Below are 21,385 nucleotides of genomic sequence, written 5' to 3'. Positions count from 1 at the left end.
TGACCATGACGAAGGAGTCACAGAATGAGAACACGCTCGCGTGCCGGCCGCACGCTGATGGTTACGGCCGCAGCTGCGACCGTTCTACTCGCCGTTGCCGGATGCGCGCCGGGCAGCAGCCCCGCCGCGACCGCGCCGAGTGGCGATGTCAGTACAGAGGCCCCGACCGGCGACATCACGATCAAGATCCAAGACGAGACGGGCTTTCCTGTCACTTCGGATCTCTCAGACGAGTTCACCAAGCAGTACCCCAACGTGAAGTTCGACATCGTTCGTGACAGCTTCCAGAACCTCCTCGCCAACACCCCGCGCCTGCTCGCCAGCGCGGACGCGCCCGACCTCATCCGGCAGTCGACCATCGGAACGACGGTGAAAGACGGACTGCTGACCAACCTCGATCCGTACTTCGACGCGTATGGATGGGACAAGTTCTCGGCGGGCCAGCTGGCCGGAGGCCGCATCACCGATGCGGGTGTTCGCGGGGAAGGGTCGCTCTACCAGTTCGGCATCGGATTCAGCGTCACCGGCATTTACATGAACAAGACGATCGCGAGCCAGGTCGGCATCACCGAGGCGCCTGCAACGATCGACGAGCTCGAGGCCGACCTTGAGAAGGCGAAGAACGCCGGTGTGCTGCCGATCCAGACCGGCATGCAGGACGGCACCGGCACCTTCGTGCTGCAGGCCCTGATCAATCAGTACGGCGACAAGCAAGACCTGATCGACTGGATGTACAACAAGCCGGGCGCGACGATCGACACGGATGCCGCGCTGAAGGGCACGACGAAGTTCCAGGACTGGGCGAAGGCCGGGTACCTGCCGCCCGACGTCAACGCCATCAACTACACCACCATGGTCTCGAACTTCACCTCGGGCCAGGGCCTGTTCATGTGGGACGGAAACTGGGACGCGCAGAACGTCGAGACAGGCCTGGGCGCGGGCAATGCGGAGTTCTTCTTGATGCCTCCCGCCGAAGCCGACAGCAAGCACGTGGCGATGGGCGCGGGAAACACCTTCACCATTCCCGCCAAATCGAAGAACGCGGATGCGACGGCCTTCTTCCTCAACTGGATCGTGACCAATGACAAGGCGCGCCAAATCGTCGTCGACGTCACCGGCTCCTCACCCGGAGGCGACCCGACGCAGGCGCTGCCCACCGTCGAGAAGGGCAGCCTCGTCGAGCAGGCGCTGAACAACTCCGCCACGGTCGCCACAGACGACGGCTTCGTGGACTTCATGGCCAACTCCACCGCGGGTATCTACCAGGGATCTCTTCAGCCGAATGAGCAGCTGCTGCTCACCGACAAGCTGACCCCGGAGGACTTCCTGAAGGCCACGCAGGAGTTCTATGAGAAGGATCTCGCGGCCAAGTGAGCACTGTGAAGCATGACGTCTCGGTCGGGGCAGGGGTCATCACCTCTGCCCCGGCCGGGCCGGCCGCCTCCGCACCTCGCCGCCGTCGCAGCCGATTCGCTCGCCGCACCGCTTACATCGGGTGGCTCATGGTGCTGCCGGCGGTCGCCGCCTATGTCGCCTTCGTCGTTTACCCGCTGCTCACCGCCGTTCAGTACTCGTTCTACGACTGGAACGGAATCGGCGCGTCGACCTGGGTAGGAATCGACAACTACATCTCGATCTTCACCGACCCCACCCTCCTCACTCCCATCTTCAACGCGATCGTTCTCATCTTCTTCTTCACGGTCATTCCTGTGGTCTTCGGATTGGTGCTCGCCAATCTGCTGCGCACGATGAAGCAGGGGCCCTTCGCCACGGCATCCCGCACGATTCTCTTCCTGCCTCAGATCGTGCCGCTCGTCGCAGCTGGTATCGCGTGGTCGTGGATGTACGCCCAGGCCGGAACGATCAACTCGATCCTCAATTCGGTGGGACTCGGCTTCATCTCCCGATCCTGGCTCGCCGACTTCTCCACGGCTCTGCCTGCAGTCGGACTCATCGGATCGTGGGTCCTGACCGGCCTCTGCACCGTGCTGCTCCTGACCGGCATGGGCAAGATCGACGGGTCGCTCTACGAGGCGGTGCGTCTGGATGGCGCGGGTTGGTTCCGCGAGTTCTTCACGATCACGCTGCCCGGACTCCGTCAGGAGATCGCTGTTCTCACGACGATCACCGTCATCGCAGCACTCGGCACCTTCGACATCATCTACACCACCACGAAGGGCGGTCCGGGAACGTCGACCCTGGTTCCCGGTATCGCGATCTTCAGGCTCGCCTTCGTGCAGAGTCAGGTGGGTCTGGCCTCGGCCTTCGGCGTCGTCCTGCTGATCTTCGTGCTCATCGTGGTTCTGCCCATTCAGCGCCTTTCGAGGGAGCGTGACTCATGATCGTCAATCGCACCGAGGTCGTCGTCGGCCGAATCCTGCTGATCGTCGTCGTCGTGCTGACGCTTCTGCCCTTCGCCAGCATGCTGACGGCAGCGCTGCAGTCTCCCGATCGCATCCCGAACGGGTTCTCCTGGCCGAGTGATCCGCACTGGGAGAACTTCGTCACCGCGTTCCAGCTCGGCAACATCGGAACGCTCATGCTGTCGAGCACTTTCATCGTGATCATCGTGGTGCCGGTCGCGCTCCTGTTCTCGACCCTGGCCGGCTACGCGCTCGGCAACCTGCGCATTCCGGGAGGTCGCGCTGTTCTCGTCGGCATGGTGGTGGGACTCACGATTCCCTTCGAGGCCATCATCATCCCCCTCTACTACCAGTTCACGTCGTACGGGCTCATCAATACCCAGTGGGCGGTGATCATCCCGTTGATCGGCTTGTACATGCCGTTCAGTGTGTTCTGGATGCGCGCCCATTTCGTCGGAGTGCCTCGTGAGCTCTCGGAGGCGGCACGCGTCGACGGGGCGAATATCTGGCAGGAGTTCAGACAGATCCAGCTGCCGCTCGCTTCCCCGGCCCTCTCTGCGCTCGGCATCCTGCTGTTCCTCTGGACGTGGAACCAGTTCTTGCTTCCGCTCGTCATGGTGGACGATCCGAGCAAGCGCACCATGGCCGGGGCGCTCGGGGCATTCCAGGGGCAATACATCGACGCGCTGCCTCTGCTGTTCGCGGCATCACTGATCGTTATGCTCCCGACGGTGATCGTCTACCTCATCTTCCAGCGGCAGTTCATCAAAGCCCTGCTGCAGGGAGCGGTGAAGGGATAACCATGGCATTCTCGATTCCCGATTTCTGGGTCTGGGATTTCTGGACCGCCATCGACGGGCCGACGGTGCACCTCTATTACCTCCGCGCGCCGATGTCGCTCGCCGACCCTCAGCTGCGGCACCGGAACGCCTCAGTCGGCCACGCGACATCCGTCGACTATGAGAACTGGACCGATCACGGCGTCGTACTCGAACACGGGGCGCCCGGCTCGGCCGACGAATCGGCCACGTGGACGGGGAGCGTTTACCGCGATCCCTCCGGTCTGTGGCGCATGTACTACACCGGTTCTCGGTATCTGCGACCGGGGGAGGACACGAACGTCGAGACGATCATGCTGGCGACCTCGACCGATCTGCACGAGTGGGTCAAGACCCCCGGAGCATTGCTGAGCGCAGAGCGCCCCTGGTACGAGACGCTGGCCGATCAGACGTGGCGGGAGGAAGCCTGGCGAGATCCCTGGGTGGTACCCGATGTCTCGGGAACCATGTGGCATATGCTCATCACCGCTCGGAGCCGCCAGGTGCCGGCCGGGGTAGACCCCGACGATCGCGGCGTGATCGGGTACGCCACGTCGCGAGACCTGGACTCGTGGACGGCCGCCGCACCGCTCAGCGCGCCGGGTGCCGGCTTCGCGCATCTCGAGGTGCCACAACTCGTTCGCATCGACGGCAAGGAGGCGCTCATCTTCTCGTGCGACTCGTCACATCTTGTCGGCGCTCGACGGGGAAGCGCTGGCGGCGTGTGGGCTCTGGCCCTGGGTGGGGACGAACCGTTCTTGGGAGAGCTCCTCAACGTGGCCGATGCTCAACTCGTCGTCGGTGACGAACTCTACGCAGGACGGGTCGTCGAGACTCCGACGGGGCCGGCTCTTCTCGGGTTCGAAAACGTGGGTCAGAACGGTGAGTTCGTCGGACGCCTCTCCGACCCGTTGCCCCTTCGATGGACCGACGACGGACGTCTGGTCGCATACACGACAGAAAGAGTTCGATGACAGACTCCCTTCTCTCTATCGAGGGCTTTGCGGCCGATGGTTTCGGCTCGGTACGCGAGGCGTTCGAGCGGGCGATCGCCACCGATACCGACACGGGAGCGGCCCTCTCGATCTGGCGTGACGGCGAGCTCGTCGTCGATCTGGCCGGAGGCAGGGCCGACTCCGGCGCAGGGCTGCCGTTCGGGGTGAACACGCCGAGCGTGATCTTCTCCTGCACGAAAGGGCTCGCCTCTGTCTTGGTCGCGCGTCTCGTGCAAGACGGTCTTCTCGACTACGACGCTCCTGTCGTCGACTACTGGCCCGAATACGGCGCAGCCGGAAAATCGAACACCCGGGTCGCCGACGCGCTGTCGCACCGCGCAGGACTGTCGGCCCCGAGACAGGACTGGACCACCGAGGACCTGATCGATTGGGATCGCGCGACGAGGCTGCTCGCCGCGCAAGAACCGTTGTTCGAGCCCGGCTCAGCGTGGGCTTATCACGCGATCACCCACGGGTGGCTCGCCGGCGAACTCGTGCGTCGGGTCACCGGACTCCTGCCGGGGGAGTATTTCGAGCGTCTGATCTCGGGTCCGTTGGCGGTCGACGCCTGGATCGGTCTGCCTGCGGCGCGGCGCGGCCAGGTGGCGACCATGGTGGTCGGAGAGACCCTCGCAACACACGTTTCTTCTCAGCAGAGCGACGTGCGGGCGGGAGCCTCGGTCTGGCCGGTGCGTGCCCTGACCCTCGGCGGTGCCCTGCCCTTGGCGCTGGTCGGGCCCGACGAGGGGTTCAATCGCTCCGACGTGCAGGCAGCTCAGATACCCGGTGCGGGTGGCATCAGTACCGCTCACGGATTGGCGAAGATCTGGTCGGCGGTCGTCACCGAGACAGACGGCGTGCGCCTGCTCAGCGACGAGACGCTCCACCGCGCCAGCCTCGTGCGATCCGAAGGTGCCCCCTTCTTCGACTCTCCGGCTCCCTGGCCTCGCTGGGGTATGGGGTTCCAGCTTGACTCCGAAGCGAGACGGTACCTGGGTGAATCGAGCCTCGGACACGACGGTGCGGGAGGTCAGGTCGCATTCGGAGACCCGAACGAGCGCATCGGTTTCGCGTTCGTCACAAACCGGATGGAGGCCGTCGACTCGCGCGGTACGGACATCGTCGCCGCGCTTAAGGAGGCCATCTCGTAGCCGGCAGGGATTCTCGACGACCGGGCGCAACGGCCGCAGACCGATACTCTGGACATCCACCCCCGCTGAACGCTGAGCGGTCTGACGCCCCCACCCCAAGGAGACGCCCATGTCGGTCGGCCTGCTCGCCGTCGTCGATGACATTCTGACCGCCGCGCTCAAAGCGAGCGCCAAGACCGCCGGAGTCGTGATCGACGACGCGGCCGTCACGCCGCAGTACGTTCAGGGACTCACCCCCGCCCGCGAACTGCCGGTCGTATGGAAGATCGCGCTCGGAAGTCTCGTCAACAAGTTCGTCATCATCATCCCGATCGCGCTGCTGCTGTCGGCGTTCGCGCCATGGGTGCTGCCGTTCCTGCTCATCATCGGTGGAACGTACTTGTGCTTCGAGGGGGCTGAGAAGGTCACCGAGTGGTTCGGCGTGCATCACGCGGCCGCTGAGGAAGAGCAGAAGACCGAGAAGAAACTCGTCTTCGGCGCGATTCGCACCGACCTCATTCTGAGTACCGAGATCATGCTCATCGCGCTCGACAGCCTCGATCCCGACTCCGGTATCTGGCTCACGCTCGGCGCTCTCGTCGTGATCGGCCTGGGCATGACCCTGCTGGTCTACGGTGCCGTCGCGCTCCTGGTGAAGATCGACGACATCGGTCTGCGCTTTATGAAGAGCGCCTCTCGGGGCGTGCGCCGCTTCGGAGCCCGCGTCGTGGCCGCGATGCCGGCCGTCTTCCGGGTCATCAGCATCGTGGGCACCGTCGCCATGCTGTGGGTCGGTGGCCACCTCGTGATCACGAACCTGGCAGAGACCTTCTGGCACGGGCCCTACGACCTGGTGCACGTGATCACGCACGCGGTCGAGGCCGCAGGCCCTGTCGTCGTCTGGCTCGCCGACACCGCGGTGTCATTCGTGTTCGGGCTGATCCTCGGAATGATCATCGTCGTGATCCTCCTGGGCATCTCTCGTTTGCGCAATCGCAACCAGCCGGTCTCCGCCGCGCACTGATCGAGCCGGCTCATCCGGCGCGAGGCGATCGAGTCGTCAGCCCTGCCAGAGCGCGAGCTTCTGCGGGTTCATTGCGATCCAGACGTCGACGACCCGAGGGGCGCCCGAGTCGTTCTGCCGCACGCCAAGGTTGAGCACCCCGGCGACAGCATCGCCGGAACCGGGCCCGAAGCGCAGCGCGACGCCGTCGCCGGTGAGCGCGGCCGCCACCACGGTGTCGGGCTGCTTCTCCATGATGCCGAAGAGAAAGCGCGCCACATTGAGAGCCCCGCGTACCGGCTTGCGGGCGGCCGATACGAATCCACCACCGTCTGAGCGCAGCTCGACAGCGGGATCGAGCACCGCGGTGAGTGCCGACAAGTCGCCGCCCCGGCAGGCCGCGACGAAGGCCTGAACGACCTCGTCGTGCACGGCCGTGGCCATCTGGCCCTCCCGGCGTTCACGCATGTGCCGGCGAGCCGATGTCGCCAACTGGCGGCACGCATCCGGTGTTCGAGCGACGACGTCGGCGATCTCGCCGAACGGCACGGCGAACACGTCGTGCAGCACGAACACCACGCGTTCAGCCGGGCTCAGAGACTCGAGCACGACGAGCAGGGCGGTGCTCACCGACTCGTCGAATTCGACGCGGTCGAGAGGGTCGGCGAGAGGGTCGCCAAGCGACTCGCTCGGCTCGCCGAACAACTCGCGAACGCGGCTCTGTGGCAAGGGCTCCGGCAGCCATTCGCCGACATACTGCTCGCGCCGCGCACGGGCGCTGCCCAACTCGTCGAGGCAGACCCGGCTCGTGACCCGGGTCAACCAGGCCGCGGGCGTGCGGATGCGCTGACGCTCGTCGTCGCCCAGCTTGTGCCAGCGAAGATACGCCTCCTGCACCGCGTCTTCGGCGTCGGCGAACGTGCCGAGCATGCGAAAGGCCATGCCGAGCAGGCGTGGCCGCTCTCGTTGCGCCTCGTCGGCATGGGCGAGTGTCATGCACATCAGTATGCCGCGACCTCACATTTCTCCTGGCTGCATCGTCATAGAGGTGTGACCATGACTCTTCGACGCATCATTCTCGGCGCGACCGCCGGCCTCGGCATGTTCGTGGGAGCCTGGGCCGCGATCTGGCCCGGCTCGTTCTACGACGAGTTCCCCGGCTTCGGACGCATCTGGGTCGCCGTCGACGGCCCCTTCAATGAGCACCTCATCCGCGATGTCGGGGCGCTCTACCTGGCGCTCGCGGGTGCGAGCGTGGCCGCCATCTTCTCGAGAACACCGGATGCCGGTCGGGTCGTCGGAGTGGCCTGGACGGTCTTCGGGGTTCCGCACCTGACGTATCACCTCATGCATCTCGAGCCTCTCGCCGTGATCGACGTCGTCGGCAACGTCGTCTCTCTCGGCGCAAGCCTGGCGCTGGGCATCGTGCTCATGCTGCCGGCGCCGCGACGAGAGCGCACCACTCCATCCCCTACCGAAAGGAACACTGTCTGATGAGAATCGCCATTGCCGGAGCCACGGGAGCGGTCGGCGTGCACGTCGTCGACGTCGCGCGCCGACGCGCACACGATGTCGTCGCTCTGAGTCGCGCTCAGGGCGTCGATTTGCTCGACGCGCGCGCCGTAGCCCGAGCCCTCGAGGGGGCCGACGCGGTGATCGACGTCTCGAGCATTGCGACGACCTCGCAGGCGGCCTCGATGGCGTACTTCGAGGCATCCACCGCGAATCTGCTGGCCGGTGGCGAGACCGCAGGCGTGACCCACCACATCGTCCTGTCGATCGTCAACATCGACCGTGCCCCGTCGGGATACTACGCGGGCAAGGTGTTGCAGGAGCGCCTCGTGAGCGACGGCCTGGTTCCCTGGTCGATCCTCCGCGCCACGCAGTTTCACGAGTTCGCCGGGCAGATCTACGAGCGCGGCCGCATCGGGCCCGTGCACGCGGTGCCGATCATGCGCACGCAACCCGTGGCCGCCAGTGAGGTGGCCGAGCGGCTCGTCGAGCTGGCCGAATCGGATGCTCGTGGCCGGGCGCGCGACCTCGCCGGCCCCCGAGAAGAGCGGCTCATCGACCTCGTGCGAGCCTCTGCCTCGGCCGCGGGGTCGCGGGCGCCGATCATCTCGATTCCGCTGCCCGGAGGGATGGGTGCCGCCATGCGCAGCGGCGCGCTGCTGCCGGGGCCGGATGCGCAACTCGGCACGCTCACATTCACCGAATGGATGCGTCCTCGATAGCGCGGTCTGAGGCCGAGGACGATCGTCGTGCTTCATCAGTACGAGGGATGGTAGCCCCCTCCTTTGTACGGGATGACCGCTTTTGAAGCACGCGATGCAGGGGACAGTTGCGGGAGGTCGACGGCGTCGTAGTCGGCCACCAGCGTGTTGGCCAGAGCGGCGAAGGTCTGAACGAGTTGCATCACTCTCGTGCTGTCTGTAATTAATAAGGCGCGCTCGGTCCCGTTCGCTCCGGTCGTGAAGCGGATGTGGCCCGCCAGAATGTCATCGGCGACCTCGGCCACGGGGTGCCCCGCTGTGAACGAGTGGCCCTGGATGAGCCGCGGGGCGGATCCTCGGCCGAGCCGGCGCTCGCGCATCCGATGTCTGAGGCCGGCGAGGTGTTCGGCCGTGAGGTCTCCGATCGACGTGACAGTTCGGTTCGCTCGAACTGGCAACACGCGGGTTCGAGCGCTCACTTAGTGGCAACTCGGGGCCGCTCGCAGTTGCGTCGCTGTCGGCACCCGTCGATGATCGAGGGTGTGACGATGCCTTCACCCACGCTGCAGCACGCCCGTTCGCCCTCGATGAAGCCGACTTCGCTCGGCCGCGCGGTGCTCATCGCCTGCGTGGTGATCGCCGCGGCGTCGCTCGCGACCGTCGTGATCGCTCTGCCGCAAGGGGCGCCGACATCGCGCGACCCCGGTGCGCCGGTCGTGCCCTGGTGGGTCGTCCTTCTGCCCGCCGTCGTGGGAATCGCGCTGGCCGCGGTGCTGCCGCCGCGGGCTCCGGTTCAGCCCCCCGTCGTCGAGAACAGGTCCCGACATGCCGCAGCCACGTGGAGTCTGCTGGCGCTCGCCGTTGCATTCCCCCTCGTCTCCGGGGTGTTCGGTCTCGGCGGGAACGAGGGCTATGTGCTCGCGAAGCTCCTTCTCCTCATTGCTGTTCCCGCCGTGATCGTCGGTGTTCTGCGCGGCGTGCGGCTGGAACGGGTTCGAGGGGCGTGGCGCTGGTGGGCGGCGGCGGTCGTGGTGTTGATCTGGACGGTGCTTTCGCAGGTCGCGCCGTGGAACCCTGCGTCTGACCTGTCGGGCTTCGACCCCACCACCCTCATCGTGTCCGCCACGGCGACCGCCATCACGGCTGGCCTGGGCGAGGAGCTGTTCTACCGCAGGTGGTTGCAGACCCGCCTCGAGGCATCACTCGGGGTCTGGGCCGGCATCGCGCTTGCTTCGCTGATGTTCGCTCTGATGCACCTCGGTTCCCACTCGACGGGTGAGCCCCTTCTCGACGTCGCCCGCGTCGTCGTCGCACAGGGGTCGTTCGGGCTCTTTGTGGGAGTGCTCTGGTGGAAGTACCGCAACCTGACGGCGATCGTCGTCGCGCACGTCATTGCGAACGGATGGCCTGTCGCCGTCGAACTCCTGAGCTGACTTCTACCGCTCTCAGTGGCCGGCGCCGAGCTTGCCGGCGAGTCGCCCATGAAACGATGTGCTCGCGTCGTTCAAGCCCTCGAAGCGCACGTGCTTTCCGAGGCGTTCGTACTTGGTCGTGATGGCGTCGAGAGCGGCCACGGTCGAGGCATCCCAGATGTGACTGGTCGACATGTCGATCACGACCTGCTCGGGATCGTCGACGTAGTCGAACTGTGTCGTGAGGTCGTTCGACGACGCGAAGAAGAGCTCGCCGTCGACCGTGTAATACGCGGTCGGTGCCCCTTCGTCATCGCGCACCTCACGGGTGACCGTCGCGAAGTGGGCCACGCGTCGCGCGAACGTCACCATCGCCACGAGCACGCCGACGATGACGCCGATGGCGAGGTTGTGGGTCGCGACGACCACTGCCACGGTCGCGAGCATCACCGCGGTCTCGCCGACGGGCATCGACCTCAGCGTCGACGGTCGGATCGAGTGCCAGTCGAAGGTCGCCACCGAGACCATGATCATCACGGCTACCAGGGCCGCCATCGGAATGATCGACACGAGATCGCCGAGTCCCACGACCAGGATCAGGAGGAAGACACCGGCGAGGAAAGTGGAGATGCGGGTGCGGGCGCCAGACGCCTTCACGTTGATCATGGTCTGGCCGATCATGGCGCATCCGCCCATGCCGCCGAAGAAGCCCGAGAGAACGTTGGCGACTCCCTGGCCCCACGCCTCGCGGGTCTTGCGCGAATGGGTGTCGGTGATTTCGTCGACGAGCTTCGCCGTCATCAGCGATTCGAGCAGGCCCACCACTGCCATGGCCGCCGCGTACGGCGCGATGATCGTGAACGTCTGCCAGGTGAGGGGCACGTCGGGAAAGAACAGCGAGGGCAGGCTGCGCGGCAGATCGCCTTGATCGCCGACGTTCGGCACATCGAGCGCGAACACGACGGTCGCAGCGGTGATCAGCACGATGGCCACGAGCGGGGCCGGAATCACCTTCGTGATCGTGGGCATGAACACCATGATCAGGATGCCCACGGCGACGAGCGGATAGACGAGCCAGGTGACGCCGAGCAGCTGGGGCAGCTGCGCGATGAAGATCAGGATGGCGAGCGAGTTCACGAAACCGACCATCACGCTGCGCGGAATGAACCGCATCAGCTTGGCGACACCGAGTACGGCGAACAGCACCTGGAAGATGCCGGCGAGAATCACCGTGGCGATGAAGTAGTCGATGCCGTAGTCGCGGGCGACCGGAGCGATGACGAGCGCGATCGCGCCGGTGGCGGCGGTGATCATGGCGGGCCGGCCGCCGAGGAAGGCGATGGAGACGGCCATGACGAACGACGAGAACAGTCCGACCGCCGGGTCGACTCCGGCGATGATCGAGAACGAGATGGCCTCGGGAATAAGGGCCATCGCGACGACCAACCCTGCGAGCACCTCGCGGGTGAGAATGCGGGGAGTCTTCAGCGCGGTGAGAACCGACGGATCGGATCTGTAGCGAGTGGGTGAAGCTGATTTCTGGGCGATAGCGATGGCTGTCTCCTCTGAGCGGGGCCATCCGCAGACGGCCGGTGGGTGTGCCTCGTTCGGCGCCCCGTTGCGCGCGCCACCGTGCTCGTGATCGAGAATGATGGGAAGAGTGTGTGCTGGTGCTGAACAGCAGCAGCACGAGCAACTCTACCCTAACGTAAGGGTTGTTTTGATGAGGAAGTGTTCATGGACCCCGAAATGCCCGAGCCGATGATGCATATCGGTGAGCTCGCCGAGCGCACCGAACTGTCGCTGCGCACGATCCGGCACTACGACGAGGTGGGCCTCCTCAAGCCGTCTGGCCGAACCGACGGCGGCTTCCGTCTCTACACGGAGCGCGACTGCGCGCGCTTGATGCTCATCCGCCGGATGAAGCCGCTGGGCTTCGCGCTCGAGGAGATGGCGGAGCTGCTCAGAATCATCGACGTGCTCGACGACGACGCGGGCGATCCTGCCCTGCGATCGCAGCTCCAGCTCTTCATCGAGCGTGCCACCGAGCAGCGCGACAAGCTCCAGCGGCAGCTCGACATGGCCGACGAGTTCGTCGACCTGCTCCGCAAGCGATGATCTGATCCGACGTGATCACCGCCTGAGGCGGGCCACCGGCATCCGCTCGGGCAAAGGTCATTAGGGGCAGCGCTCGGCCGGGCGTACTGTGTGCACGTACGCGAACGTGCCGCATGTGCTCGAACGCCCGCATCCACGGGCCCCCCATTGAGAGCCCTGGTACTCCATCTCCTCGTTCCTCCCCTCCGCAAGCCTCTTGGCCGCCCCCTGGTCTTCGACGCTGACGGAATCTGAACACACGCTCATCTTGTACGCGCTGGTCGTGGCCGGACTCGTGCTCTTCGCCGGGTTCATTCGGGCGTGGGTGACTCAGCATGAGATCGGTTCGCGGTTTCGTACGGCGACCGTCTCGCGGCTCAGTCTGCTCGCTGTGGCGACGCTCTCTTATGTGCTGCTCATCGTCGGTTTCCTCAGCGGGTACGACCACACCGCATCGGGCTACATTCCGAATTCCGAGGCCGCGAATGCATTCCTGCCGCGCTACATGGACTGGTCGGTGACGGTTCCGCTGCTCACGGTCGAGTTGCTGGCGGTGTGCGCCGTTGCCGGTGCGGTCGCTCGACGAACGCAGGCGCTGGCGGTTGCCGGCGCGTTCCTCATGATCTTCACCGGCTTTCTCGGCGCCTTCGTGATCGGCGACGGCGCGAGTGTCGAAGCGCTGTTGACCTGGGGATGTGTTAGCGCGATCTTCTGGATCGCGACGAACCTCGTGCTGATCCGAGCGGTGCGCGCCTCCTTGCCGAAGCTCACCCCCGCAAGCGGCGTCGCTCTGAAGAGAGCGACCATCGTTCTTCTCGGTGGCTGGGTGATCTATCCGATCGTTTACCTGATTCCTCTTCTGGGTGCGAGCGGCGCCGCCACCACGGTCATTCAGGTCGTACTTTGTGCCACCGATGTCGTGGTCAAGGTCGGATTCGGCGGGTTGATCCACCACATCGCCAAGCTGCGAACGGCGGAAGATGTGCGCACGGGTGACGACATGCATCCCGAGGCGATCTGGATCGCGTCGGAGAAGCAGTCCGACGCCGGCATGCCGCGCGAGGTCTATCTCGCCGAGGGGGCGTCCGTGCATAGACGTCGGGCGCGTCCGTCAATGACCCAGGCCACCTCGTCAGAGGCGAAGACGCCCGAGTCGCACGACGATCTCGACATGGATCAGATCTAGACGTGCCCGCGCGGTGTCGCCGCCGGCATCCCTGGCTCGGCCGAGAAGATCAGGCCCTGCCCACTGTTCGATGAGTCGCTCAAGATGCGGATCCAATCGCGATTGATCGCGGGAATCTTGCTGCCGGAGAACTTGAAGTAGAGCGGAATCGCGGAGTCCATCCAGATCGCCGACCGCCCGTTGCCGACCGACTCGTCGTCGCGCCACGAGAGGAAGAAGCTCTCGTGGCGGCGTAGCTTCGAGCCGATCACGATCTGCAAGTGGGCGAGGGCTCGATCGTCGAAGTCGATCACGATGTCGGGGTTGCCGTACAGCATCTTGCCCATGAGGGACCCGTTTCCGAGGTGTGCACCAGGTATGGGATGCGGCCCCCGGGCTGAGTCTAGGCCCGGGCGGTCTCATGTCGATCACCGGCCGAGAATTACTCCGGTCTTGCGTTATGCGCAAGAGGCAATGCGTAACAGCCAACGTGCGCATAGCGTTGATGACATGACTCACTCCCCTTTGCCTGTCGTAGCCCCAGCCCTCACCGACCATGCGGATGTCGTGGTGGTCGGAGGTGGTGCCGCCGGCCTCGCGGCGGCTATCGCACTCGCCCGCTCTCGCCGCACCGTGATCGTCGTCGACGCTGGGCAGCCGCGCAACGCGCCGGCGGCGGGGGCGCACAATATCCTCGGGCACGAGGGCATTGCTCCGCTCGAGCTGCTCGCGCGGGGCCGGGCCGAAGCCGAGGCCTACGGCGTGCGCATCGTGAACGGCCTCGTGACCGGCGCATCCGGTGCTACGGACGACTTCACGCTCGAGATCGATGGCGGGGCCACTCGCCTCTCGGCTCGTCGCGTGATTCTCGCCACCGGCTTGATCGACGATCTGCCCGACATTCCGGGAGTGAGGGAGGCCTGGGGGCACAGCGTTCTGCACTGCCCGTTCTGCCACGGATGGGAGGTGCGCGACCAGCGCATCGCCGTGATCGGTCGCAGCGAGAACTCGATGCACCAGGTTCTGCTGTTCAGTCAGCTCAGCGACGATGTCACGTACTTTCTGCACGATGCGCCGGAGCCCAGCGACGAGCAGTGGGAGCAGCTCGCCGCGCTCGGCGTGAGCGTCGTCACCCCTCGGGTGCAGCGCCTCGCTGTCGAGGGCACGCAGGTTCAGGCCGTCGAGGTCGACGGTGGTCGCTCGTTCGAGATCGATGCCGTGGTGGTCGCGCCCCGGTTCATGGCGCGAACTGAGCTCTACGAGGCGCTCGGTGGGGAGCGCACGCTCACCCCGTTCGGAGAGCAGGTCGACGGCGATCCACGGGGAGTGACGGCCGTGCCCGGTGTCTTCGTCGCGGGGAACACAGGCCAGCCCATGGCGATGGTGGCCGCCGCAGCCGGATCCGGGGTCATGGCGGGGGCTGCGGCGCACGGCGACCTCGCGGCCGCAGACCTGGCGCGGGCCGTCGCGACGAGGGCCCAGCCGTTCTCTTCGGCCATGGAGGCGAAGGCTTCCGAGGCCGTTCTCGGCGGCCGCCGGCACGGAATCTGAGGTCGGTCGAGGCGATCGCCGCCGGGGTCACGGCTCGAGTAGCGGAATGGGAATGTCGAGCCGTCGCGCCTCGCGCGCAGTATCGGCGAGCACGGCGAGAGCCTCCTCGGCGTGCGGGTCGGTGTGTGCTTCGAGGCTGACGCGCGCCATCGGTACCAGCGCGGTGATCCATGCCGACGCGGTGGCGATCACCGACGGCATCCTGAACGGGAGAAGGGCGCCACGGTGCCTGCTCATGTCGACGCCGCGAGCCTCGAGCAAGGGGAGCAGCTCGCGAGTCGTTCGGAAGGCGCCGCGGAAGGCGCGGCGGTCTCCGGCCATGTTCGCGAGAGACCCACTGCGCAGGGCCTGGGAGAACATGCCGGCGTCGGCCACGAAATGCAGCCACAGCCACCCTCGCATGTCGTTCTGTAGTCGCACGGCGAGACCCGCCTGCCGAAAAACGGAGCGCACCTGCTGCTCTCGCCTCGTGGGCTCTGGCCCCGATGCGCCGACGACGACGGATGGCAGCAGCGCGGCCGACAGCACGCCGTCGCTGCCGAAACCGCCGCCCGCCTGAGGAAATCCGAAGACGACCCGGTCGGCGGTAAGCGGCGCGACCGCGGCGAGGGGCTCCTGCCAGACGTTGCCGAGCACCAGCACGGTGGCCGAGCCGATGCGGGGAGCCAAGAACGCGGCGGCCTCGGCAAGGCTGTGATGCCCGACGCTGAGTACGACCAGATCGAACCCGTCACTCGGCTCGAGGGATTCCCTCAGCGTGGTTCGGAACGACTCGCGGACCCGACGACCGAACGGCTTGCGGCGTCCATCGATCCAGTCGAGGCGCACCTCGTCGCCGTATTCGGCCGCGCGACCGGGGCGAACGTAGAACTCGATGTCGTGCCCCGCCGCTGCGAAAGCCCGCCCGTAGATGGTCGCGATGACGCCGCGGCCGAACATCAGAATGCGCATGCAGAACTCCCGCCGTAAGATGGAGCCAGTCTCCACTTAGGAGAATATGGAGACTGTCTCCGTTTGTCAATGAGGAGTGTCATCGTGGCTGAGGTGCGAGCGTTACGAGCGGATGCGCGACGCAACCGCGATGCCATCGTGGCTGCGGCTCGCGACGTGTTCGATCGCGATGAGCAGCTTCGTTTCGACGACTTCGCGGCGCGCGCAGGAGTGGGAGTCGGAACGCTCTATCGGCACTTCCCCACTCGAGAGGCGCTGGCCGCGGCCGTCTACGAGGGCGAGATGACCGCCCTCTTCGATGAGGCTCGCGACCCGTCGAGGTCGGCGGTCGACAACCTCGAGGCTTTCCTGCGCGGCTTCGTGGAGTACCTGGTTGCGCATGGTGGCCTCGCCCGCACGCTCGCGGCGGTCGTCGACCCGGCCGTGCAGGCCGAGGGCGGAAGCGAGCTCGAGCGTACCGTCGCCGATCTCTTGGCCCGCGCTGCGGCAGACGGCGCCGTTCGTGCCGATGTCGCCGCGGGAGCGGTACTGATCGTGCTGCACGGTATCGGCTCAGCCGCCGATCGCCCCCACTGGGCATCGGAGTCGCGAGCCGCAATAGAGCTGCTCATCAACGGTCTCAGGACGGTCTGACCTCACCTCCCGAGGCCGACGCATAACGCCCGGCGAGCTGGGCGAACGCAGACGCGAGTTCGGGCGGGCCGACCACCCTCATCGGCGCGTCGAAGCGAGCGAACGAGGCGGCCAGTCCGACCCATGACCACGATCCGAGCTCGAGACTGCAGCGCTCGCCCAGGTCTTCGACCACGCCGTCGCCCGCGAACGGAACCACGTCGCGGGCGGGCAGGTCGAGCAGAACCGTGCCGCGACACGGCCACTCGTCCGCCCTCACGGATCCCTTGAATCGGGCCGCCACGAACCCGCGGGCGTCGCCGCCCGGAACCTGCCGCGGTGTGAATCGCGGGCCTGTCGGCGTTCGGGGTCGGATGCGATCGGCCCGGAAGATGCGCCAGCCGTTCTTCTCCAGATCCCAGGCCACCAGATACCAGAGGGCGTTCGAGGTGATCAGGTGGTGGGGCTCGACTCGCCGCAGCGCCGGGTCGCCCTCCCCGATCCGCACGTAGTCGAAGCGCAGCACCTCGCGCCCACGCACCGCCGCCGAGAGGGCGATGAGCGCATTCGGTGTCACCGAAGCGGACGCCGCGCGACCGGGCGCCGCGGCGAGCGCCTCGAACTCGAGCGCGTCGAGCCGGTGTCGTAGCCGCGACGGCATGACCTGCCGAACAGTGGTGAGCGCGCGCAAGGCTGCCTCCTCGATCGCGACGCCGCTGACCGTCGCTGCCTTCAGTGCCACGGCCAGCGCGACGACCTGGTCGTCGTCGAACAGCAGCGGCGGCAGTTCGTTGCCCGCGTCGAGGCGGTATCCGCCATCCGGCCCCATCGTGGCGCGAATGCTGTAGCCCATCTCACGGAGCGTGTCGACGTCGCGGCGCACCGTGCGGTGACTGATGTCGAGTCGCTCTGCCAGCAGTGCTCCCGGCCAGTCGCGACGGGTCTGCAGAAGCGACAGCAGGGTGAGTAATCGCGACGTCGAGGCCATGCGACGATCCTAATTCTGGTCTAGGACGAAAACTGTCCTAGACGGCTGTGACAGTGGGAACCGTCGAACATTCGCGACGTCACCTCTACTCACACCAGGAGCAGTCATGAGCATCACCACCACGACCCACCTCAACTTCACCGGCCAGGCCCGAGCGGCCCTCGAGTTCTACCAATCGGTTTTCGGCGGAAGCCTCACGATCGCCAGCTACGGCGACTTCGGCATGCCCGCCGACGCTCCGGGCGCGCAGAACGTCGTCTTCGGTCAGGTCGAGAGCGAGGGCGGCTTCCGAGTCATGGCGTACGACATTCCCGGCCAGGTGGGCGGGGCCCCGGATGCCGCTCGCGCGTCCGCCGCCGATACCGTCGTCGGCGGCGGAACTCGCCGCGAGAACGGCATGACCCTCACGGATCAGCCGTTCTTCGTGTCGGTGCGCGGCGAGACCCTCGCCGAGGTCGAGCGCTACTGGAGTGCGCTGTCGGTCGGCGCGTCGATCGTCGAACCGCTGGCCGCCTCGGCCTGGAGCCCGGGCTTCGGCATGCTCACCGACAGCTTCGGGGTGACCTGGATTCTCGACGTGGCGGCCGCCTACCCCGCGGAGTAGTCGTGTGAGGGCGGCTCGAGGTGTCGCAGATGGTGGCTTTCGGAGCGAGCTGAGCGCCATTCGCGACATCTCGTCGCCCCTATCCGCGTTCGCGCGTCGGCGCAATCGCCTCCTCGTCTTTTCGCTTCTGCGAGCCGTACTGGGAGCATGGACGACGTGGACGATTCTCTCGGAGATATGGGGCAGGAGCCCGACGGCCGCACCCTCCACTTCGGCGAGTTCTACGGGCATGCAGTGCCTGGCGCCGAGGCCGACTCCGATGCAGGCATCGCCGTGGTCATGGGCAACTGCCAGGCCGAGTCGCTGCGCATCATGCTCGACGGCGCGGGGTTGCACACTGTGCGCGTTCCGCCGGTGCACGAGCTCACCGCGGCCGACCTGCCCTTCCTCGATCGCCTGCTCGAGCGCACGACCCTGCTCGTCTCGCAGCCGGTGCGCGACGACTATCACGAACTGCCCCTGGGGCTGCGGCAACTGTCGAGTCGCCTCGCTGCACAAGCGAACACCGTCGCCTTCCCGGTTATCCGTTTCGCGGGCCTCTATCCGACTCACGCCATCGTCAGGCCCCCGAGCGATCTCTCGCTCGTGCCGCCCATCGTGGCCTATCACGACCTGCGGACCCTGGCCGAGGCATCCAAACGAGTGACGATGCCGACGGTCGTGACGCCGAAGGCGGTGCGCGCCATCGCCACAGACTCGATCGCCGAGCTCACCCGGCGTGAAGAGGCGTTCGACACGGTGCGCGCCTCCGATCTTTTCGCGCGGCCCGGATTCGCGCAGATGCGCACCCTCAACCACCCCGGCAACGCGGTCTTCGCCGCGGTCGCGGAGCGCGTGCGACACCGCGCCGGGCTCGTCGAGCACTCGGTGGACCCCGGTCGCGCCCTTCTCGACAGCGTGCACGCGCCCCGGCTGGCGGCGGTGATCGAGGCCTTCGATCTCGACGACGAGCCCGCGTCCGACTGGGTCGTCGGCGGAGCCGTCGTGGCCGACGCCGACGTGCGCGAGGCGCATCTCGAGTGGTATTCCCAGCATCCGGATGCCGTCGAGGCCGGTCTCGCCCGTCACCGTCGGGCCCTCGAGATCCTGGCCGCCGCGTGATCGTCGCGCGGGTGCCGGCCCTCATCGTGACCCCGGATGCGCAACACGGAGTCTCGCAGTACTCCTCGGTGGTCGGTGCGGCGGTCGAGTTGCTCACGGGCGCGTCGCTGCGATTGCCGAGCGAGGCTCTACGCGCGGGCGTCATCCCACCGCGCACGCACATCCACTTCACCGACCGCCTCTGGGGGACCTCGCCGGAGGACGCCGCCGATCGCATCGAGGCTCTGGCAGCCCGCACGGCCCTCACCGTGACGTTCCACGACGTACCTCAGGCATCGGACGGCGCCGTGAACTTCGCTCGACGCAGCGATTGCTACCGGCGGGTGCTGGCAGCCGCGCAGGGCGCGGTCTTCAACAGCCTGCACGAGATCGACGTGCTACGAGACTTCACCGACCCCACCGGTCGTTCGCACGTGATCCCGCTTCCGGTAGACCAACAGGTGCGCGTCGGAGAGCGCCCCGAACCCGATGGCAGTGTCGCGGTCCTCGGCTTCTACTACCCCGGCAAGGGGCATCTCGAGGTGCTGCGCGCGGTCGCGCACATCGCCGACACGACCGAGTTGCGGCCCTGGCTCTCGATTCTGGGGCGCGCATCGCAGGGCCACGAGGCCGACCTCGACAGTTTCGCGTCGCTGGCCGAGCGGCTTGGCGTGAGGCTCGACGTCTCGGGCTACCTCGACGATACCGAGCTGATCGAGCGCTCGCGCCGGGCATCGGTCGGCGTCGCCGCGCACCGCCACTTCTCGGCATCCGGCAGCATCAACACCTGGATAGCATCCGGCAGGCGGCCGCTCGTCATCGATGGCCGTTACGTACGCGAAATCGCCGAACGTCGACCCGGAACGGTGACCGTGCTCGACAGCACACGCGATCTCGCGGCGGGCATCGTCACTGCGCTCACGGCTCCGGAGTCGACCTGGCTGCACGAGGGTGCGGTGACCTCGCCGAATGTCTCCGAGGTCGCCTCCGCCTACCTCGCGTGGTGGGACGGCGTCACGTGGTGACCATCGACGCTCCGCTCGTGCCCGGCGCGAGCAGGCCGCCCTTCGGCGCGGGCATCCGGGGCAACGAGTGGAATCAGCTCGACGGAGTCGTGCCCGCTGTGCCGCCCACGGTCTCTGTCGTGGTCGTGCACTTCGAGCAGCAGGCCGAGCTCGATCGCACGCTCGCCGCCCTGGCCAGGCAGACGCATCCGGCAGACCGGCTCGAGGTCATCGTCGTCGACGACGGTTCGGCGGAGGAGCCGCGCATGTCTCACGGCGCCTGGCTGCTCCGGCAGCCCGATGAGGGTTTTCGTCTCGCCGCCGCCCGCAATCTCGGAGCGGCTGCGGCGACCGGTGACATCCTGTGCTTTCTCGACGCCGACACGGCCCCCGAGCCGGGCTACGTCGAGGCGATCACGAGGCTCCCGGCGCTCGCCCCCGAGACCGTGGCGGTGGGGCGTCGCCGGCACACGCGCTTCGAACGGTTCGACGCGGATGCTCCGCTCGAGGTCGCCGCTGCCCGGTTCGCGCTCGACGAGCCGCAGTGGCTGGCCGATGCGTACGCCCGCTCGGGCAACCTGCTCGAGAGCGACAACCGCTCGTATCGCTTCGTGATCGGGGCCGTCATCGCCTGTTCGCGCTGGTTCTTCGACGAGGTCGGCGGTTTCGACGAGTCGTTCACGCAGTACGGCGGCGAGGATTGGGAATGGGCGCACCGCGCCTGGCTCGCGGGAGCAGTGTTCGCGCACGTTCCGCACGCGGTGGCCTGGCACAACGGGGCCGACTGGGCGGGGCGCGACGACGCATCTGCCGCCGAGGCTCGGCAGCGACTCAAGAACGTCGAGACCCTTCAGCTGGCTCAGACGATTGCCGTGCGTGAGTCCGCGCCGAGGGGCGTGCTGATCGAGCGTGCCGATGTCGTCGTGACCGTCTCGTCGGCGATCTCGGACGCCGCCCTGTTCGTCTGCGTCGACTCCGTTCTGGCTGCGGTGCCGCACGCGCGCATCGTCGTGCCGGGGCCGGTGCCCGCGGTTCTGCGCGCCGATCCCCGGGTCGTCGCGAGGGCCGATGCGTCGCATGACGTGACCGACGGCGCCCGCGTGCGCATCGACATCCAGAACGCCGTTGTCGTTCTGGCACCGGATGCCTCACGCGACGACAGGCTCGGCCGTGCGATCGAGACGGTGGGGGTGGGCAGCCTCGGCGAGGTCGTCTTCACCGACGATCACGGAGCCGCGCTGCTGACGGTGACCTCGAGCCGGGCGGCCGTGCGGCGCGCGCGCTGGCGCGACGATTGCCCCTTCGATACGCGAGTCGAGCAAGCCCCGTGGCTGTCGCCCATCACGACGGAACCGAGTGTGGCGGGCTATCTGGGCGGCTGGGGCTGACCCTAGCCCGA

General features: G+C 66.8%; 23 protein-coding genes. 17 read left to right on the top strand and 6 right to left on the bottom strand.

Features of this window, described 5'->3' with window-relative positions; all coding sequences use genetic code 11:
• Positions 1-24 precede the first annotated feature (24 nt).
• From ASE64_RS15100 to ASE64_RS15075, 6 genes are all read left to right on the top strand, one after another.
• Entirely contained in the window at positions 25-1,374 is a 1,350-nt protein-coding gene (locus ASE64_RS15100) for an ABC transporter substrate-binding protein (RefSeq protein WP_055782395.1), read from the top strand.
• The gene (locus ASE64_RS15095; protein ID WP_442853844.1) at positions 1,371-2,342 is read left to right on the top strand and encodes a carbohydrate ABC transporter permease; all 972 of its coding nucleotides are present in this window, start codon (positions 1,371-1,373) and stop codon (positions 2,340-2,342) included. Before ASE64_RS15100 ends, ASE64_RS15095 begins: the two co-directional genes overlap by 4 nt.
• The gene (locus tag ASE64_RS15090; RefSeq protein WP_055782392.1) at positions 2,339-3,163 is read left to right on the top strand and encodes a carbohydrate ABC transporter permease; all 825 of its coding nucleotides are present in this window, start codon (positions 2,339-2,341) and stop codon (positions 3,161-3,163) included. Before ASE64_RS15095 ends, ASE64_RS15090 begins: the two co-directional genes overlap by 4 nt.
• Before the next feature lie 2 nt (positions 3,164-3,165).
• Positions 3,166-4,155 (top strand): glycosyl hydrolase family 32, encoded by a 990-nt coding sequence (locus ASE64_RS15085; protein ID WP_055782390.1) that lies wholly within the window; start codon positions 3,166-3,168, stop codon positions 4,153-4,155.
• Positions 4,152-5,327 carry a serine hydrolase domain-containing protein gene (locus tag ASE64_RS15080; RefSeq protein ID WP_055782387.1) on the top strand — a complete coding sequence of 392 codons (1,176 nt, stop codon included), beginning with the start codon at positions 4,152-4,154 and terminating at the stop codon, positions 5,325-5,327. The genes ASE64_RS15085 and ASE64_RS15080 overlap by 4 nt, the downstream gene beginning before the upstream one ends.
• 109 nt (positions 5,328-5,436) lie before the next feature.
• Positions 5,437-6,330 (top strand): DUF808 domain-containing protein, encoded by an 894-nt coding sequence (locus ASE64_RS15075; RefSeq protein WP_055782383.1) that lies wholly within the window; start codon positions 5,437-5,439, stop codon positions 6,328-6,330.
• 36 nt (positions 6,331-6,366) lie between these two features.
• On the opposite strand, the gene sigJ is transcribed toward ASE64_RS15075, so the two are convergent.
• Entirely contained in the window at positions 6,367-7,305 is a 939-nt protein-coding gene (gene sigJ, locus ASE64_RS15070) for an RNA polymerase sigma factor SigJ (RefSeq protein ID WP_055783149.1), read from the bottom strand.
• A gap of 60 nt (positions 7,306-7,365) precedes the next feature.
• Between sigJ and ASE64_RS15065 the strand changes: the two genes are divergently transcribed.
• Both ASE64_RS15065 and ASE64_RS15060 read left to right on the top strand, forming a co-directional pair.
• Complete coding sequence (locus ASE64_RS15065) at positions 7,366-7,803, top strand: hypothetical protein (protein ID WP_055782380.1); 438 nt, start codon at positions 7,366-7,368, stop codon at positions 7,801-7,803.
• Complete coding sequence (locus ASE64_RS15060; protein ID WP_055782377.1) at positions 7,803-8,543, top strand: SDR family oxidoreductase; 741 nt, start codon at positions 7,803-7,805, stop codon at positions 8,541-8,543. Before ASE64_RS15065 ends, ASE64_RS15060 begins: the two co-directional genes overlap by 1 nt.
• Positions 8,544-8,578: 35 nt before the next feature.
• On the opposite strand, the gene ASE64_RS15055 is transcribed toward ASE64_RS15060, so the two are convergent.
• Positions 8,579-9,001 carry a hypothetical protein gene (locus ASE64_RS15055; protein ID WP_156366305.1) on the bottom strand — a complete coding sequence of 141 codons (423 nt, stop codon included), beginning with the start codon at positions 8,999-9,001 and terminating at the stop codon, positions 8,579-8,581.
• Between the two features lie 69 nt (positions 9,002-9,070).
• On the opposite strand from ASE64_RS15055, the gene ASE64_RS15050 reads away from it, so the two are divergent.
• A complete protein-coding gene (locus ASE64_RS15050; protein WP_235480656.1) occupies positions 9,071-9,955 on the top strand; it encodes a CPBP family intramembrane glutamic endopeptidase in 885 nt (294 codons plus the stop codon).
• A 12-nt stretch (positions 9,956-9,967) separates the two neighbouring features.
• On the opposite strand, the gene ASE64_RS15045 is transcribed toward ASE64_RS15050, so the two are convergent.
• Positions 9,968-11,488 carry a SulP family inorganic anion transporter gene (locus tag ASE64_RS15045; protein WP_055782373.1) on the bottom strand — a complete coding sequence of 507 codons (1,521 nt, stop codon included), beginning with the start codon at positions 11,486-11,488 and terminating at the stop codon, positions 9,968-9,970.
• A 195-nt stretch (positions 11,489-11,683) separates the two neighbouring features.
• Here ASE64_RS15045 and ASE64_RS15040 point away from each other — a divergent pair, with 195 nt between their 5' ends.
• Entirely contained in the window at positions 11,684-12,052 is a 369-nt protein-coding gene (locus ASE64_RS15040; RefSeq protein ID WP_055783143.1) for a MerR family transcriptional regulator, read from the top strand.
• Between the two features lie 247 nt (positions 12,053-12,299).
• Positions 12,300-13,217 carry a bacteriorhodopsin gene (locus ASE64_RS15030; RefSeq protein WP_055782369.1) on the top strand — a complete coding sequence of 306 codons (918 nt, stop codon included), beginning with the start codon at positions 12,300-12,302 and terminating at the stop codon, positions 13,215-13,217.
• On the opposite strand, the gene ASE64_RS15025 is transcribed toward ASE64_RS15030, so the two are convergent.
• Positions 13,214-13,543, bottom strand: a complete 330-nt coding sequence (locus tag ASE64_RS15025; protein WP_055782365.1) for a DUF7882 family protein — start codon at positions 13,541-13,543, stop codon at positions 13,214-13,216. The two genes, ASE64_RS15030 and ASE64_RS15025, sit on opposite strands and share 4 nt — an antisense overlap.
• Before the next feature lie 163 nt (positions 13,544-13,706).
• On the opposite strand from ASE64_RS15025, the gene ASE64_RS15020 reads away from it, so the two are divergent.
• Positions 13,707-14,747, top strand: a complete 1,041-nt coding sequence (locus ASE64_RS15020; protein WP_055782363.1) for an NAD(P)/FAD-dependent oxidoreductase — start codon at positions 13,707-13,709, stop codon at positions 14,745-14,747.
• A gap of 27 nt (positions 14,748-14,774) precedes the next feature.
• On the opposite strand, the gene ASE64_RS15015 is transcribed toward ASE64_RS15020, so the two are convergent.
• Positions 14,775-15,698 carry a ketopantoate reductase family protein gene (locus tag ASE64_RS15015; protein WP_055782361.1) on the bottom strand — a complete coding sequence of 308 codons (924 nt, stop codon included), beginning with the start codon at positions 15,696-15,698 and terminating at the stop codon, positions 14,775-14,777.
• An 84-nt stretch (positions 15,699-15,782) separates the two neighbouring features.
• Between ASE64_RS15015 and ASE64_RS15010 the strand changes: the two genes are divergently transcribed.
• On the top strand, positions 15,783-16,331 hold the full coding sequence (locus ASE64_RS15010; protein WP_156366306.1) for a TetR/AcrR family transcriptional regulator: 549 nt from the start codon (positions 15,783-15,785) through the stop codon (positions 16,329-16,331).
• Here ASE64_RS15010 and ASE64_RS15005 read toward each other — a convergent pair.
• Positions 16,318-17,298 carry a helix-turn-helix transcriptional regulator gene (locus ASE64_RS15005; protein WP_055782356.1) on the bottom strand — a complete coding sequence of 327 codons (981 nt, stop codon included), beginning with the start codon at positions 17,296-17,298 and terminating at the stop codon, positions 16,318-16,320. The two genes, ASE64_RS15010 and ASE64_RS15005, sit on opposite strands and share 14 nt — an antisense overlap.
• A gap of 106 nt (positions 17,299-17,404) precedes the next feature.
• Between ASE64_RS15005 and ASE64_RS15000 the strand changes: the two genes are divergently transcribed.
• The 4 genes from ASE64_RS15000 (at position 17,405) to ASE64_RS17685 (ending at position 21,374) form a co-directional block, all read left to right on the top strand.
• Positions 17,405-17,902, top strand: a complete 498-nt coding sequence (locus ASE64_RS15000) for a VOC family protein (protein ID WP_055782353.1) — start codon at positions 17,405-17,407, stop codon at positions 17,900-17,902.
• A gap of 156 nt (positions 17,903-18,058) precedes the next feature.
• Positions 18,059-19,003, top strand: coding sequence for a WcbI family polysaccharide biosynthesis putative acetyltransferase (locus ASE64_RS14995; protein WP_156351971.1), 945 nt, complete (start codon positions 18,059-18,061; stop codon positions 19,001-19,003).
• On the top strand, positions 19,000-20,007 hold the full coding sequence (locus ASE64_RS17690) for a glycosyltransferase family 1 protein (protein ID WP_055782347.1): 1,008 nt from the start codon (positions 19,000-19,002) through the stop codon (positions 20,005-20,007). The genes ASE64_RS14995 and ASE64_RS17690 overlap by 4 nt, the downstream gene beginning before the upstream one ends.
• Positions 20,004-21,374 (top strand): glycosyltransferase, encoded by a 1,371-nt coding sequence (locus tag ASE64_RS17685; protein ID WP_200920258.1) that lies wholly within the window; start codon positions 20,004-20,006, stop codon positions 21,372-21,374. Before ASE64_RS17690 ends, ASE64_RS17685 begins: the two co-directional genes overlap by 4 nt.
• Positions 21,375-21,385 lie beyond the last annotated feature (11 nt).

Source organism: Agreia sp. Leaf210 (assembly GCF_001421485.1).
In the GTDB taxonomy this organism is placed as follows: domain Bacteria; phylum Actinomycetota; class Actinomycetes; order Actinomycetales; family Microbacteriaceae; genus Agreia.
This window is presented reverse-complemented; position numbering and strand designations above follow the sequence as displayed.

What these genes read in the sequence shown, in the direction of transcription:
- ASE64_RS15085 (WP_055782390.1), top strand. Translation starts at nt 3,166, where the DNA reads ATGGCATTCTCGATTCCCGATTTCTGGGTCTGGGATTTCTGGACCGCC.
- ASE64_RS15060 (WP_055782377.1), top strand. Translation starts at nt 7,803, where the DNA reads ATGAGAATCGCCATTGCCGGAGCCACGGGAGCGGTCGGCGTGCACGTC.
- ASE64_RS15080 (WP_055782387.1), top strand. Translation starts at nt 4,152, where the DNA reads ATGACAGACTCCCTTCTCTCTATCGAGGGCTTTGCGGCCGATGGTTTC.
- ASE64_RS15090 (WP_055782392.1), top strand. Translation starts at nt 2,339, where the DNA reads ATGATCGTCAATCGCACCGAGGTCGTCGTCGGCCGAATCCTGCTGATC.
- ASE64_RS15075 (WP_055782383.1), top strand. Translation starts at nt 5,437, where the DNA reads ATGTCGGTCGGCCTGCTCGCCGTCGTCGATGACATTCTGACCGCCGCG.
- ASE64_RS15015 (WP_055782361.1), bottom strand. Translation starts at nt 15,698, where the DNA reads ATGCGCATTCTGATGTTCGGCCGCGGCGTCATCGCGACCATCTACGGG.
- ASE64_RS15025 (WP_055782365.1), bottom strand. Translation starts at nt 13,543, where the DNA reads ATGGGCAAGATGCTGTACGGCAACCCCGACATCGTGATCGACTTCGAC.
- ASE64_RS15005 (WP_055782356.1), bottom strand. Translation starts at nt 17,298, where the DNA reads ATGGCCTCGACGTCGCGATTACTCACCCTGCTGTCGCTTCTGCAGACC.
- ASE64_RS15100 (WP_055782395.1), top strand. Translation starts at nt 25, where the DNA reads ATGAGAACACGCTCGCGTGCCGGCCGCACGCTGATGGTTACGGCCGCA.
- ASE64_RS15020 (WP_055782363.1), top strand. Translation starts at nt 13,707, where the DNA reads ATGACTCACTCCCCTTTGCCTGTCGTAGCCCCAGCCCTCACCGACCAT.
- sigJ (WP_055783149.1), bottom strand. Translation starts at nt 7,305, where the DNA reads ATGACACTCGCCCATGCCGACGAGGCGCAACGAGAGCGGCCACGCCTG.
- ASE64_RS15065 (WP_055782380.1), top strand. Translation starts at nt 7,366, where the DNA reads ATGACTCTTCGACGCATCATTCTCGGCGCGACCGCCGGCCTCGGCATG.
- ASE64_RS15040 (WP_055783143.1), top strand. Translation starts at nt 11,684, where the DNA reads ATGCCCGAGCCGATGATGCATATCGGTGAGCTCGCCGAGCGCACCGAA.
- ASE64_RS15000 (WP_055782353.1), top strand. Translation starts at nt 17,405, where the DNA reads ATGAGCATCACCACCACGACCCACCTCAACTTCACCGGCCAGGCCCGA.
- ASE64_RS15050 (WP_235480656.1), top strand. Translation starts at nt 9,071, where the DNA reads ATGCCTTCACCCACGCTGCAGCACGCCCGTTCGCCCTCGATGAAGCCG.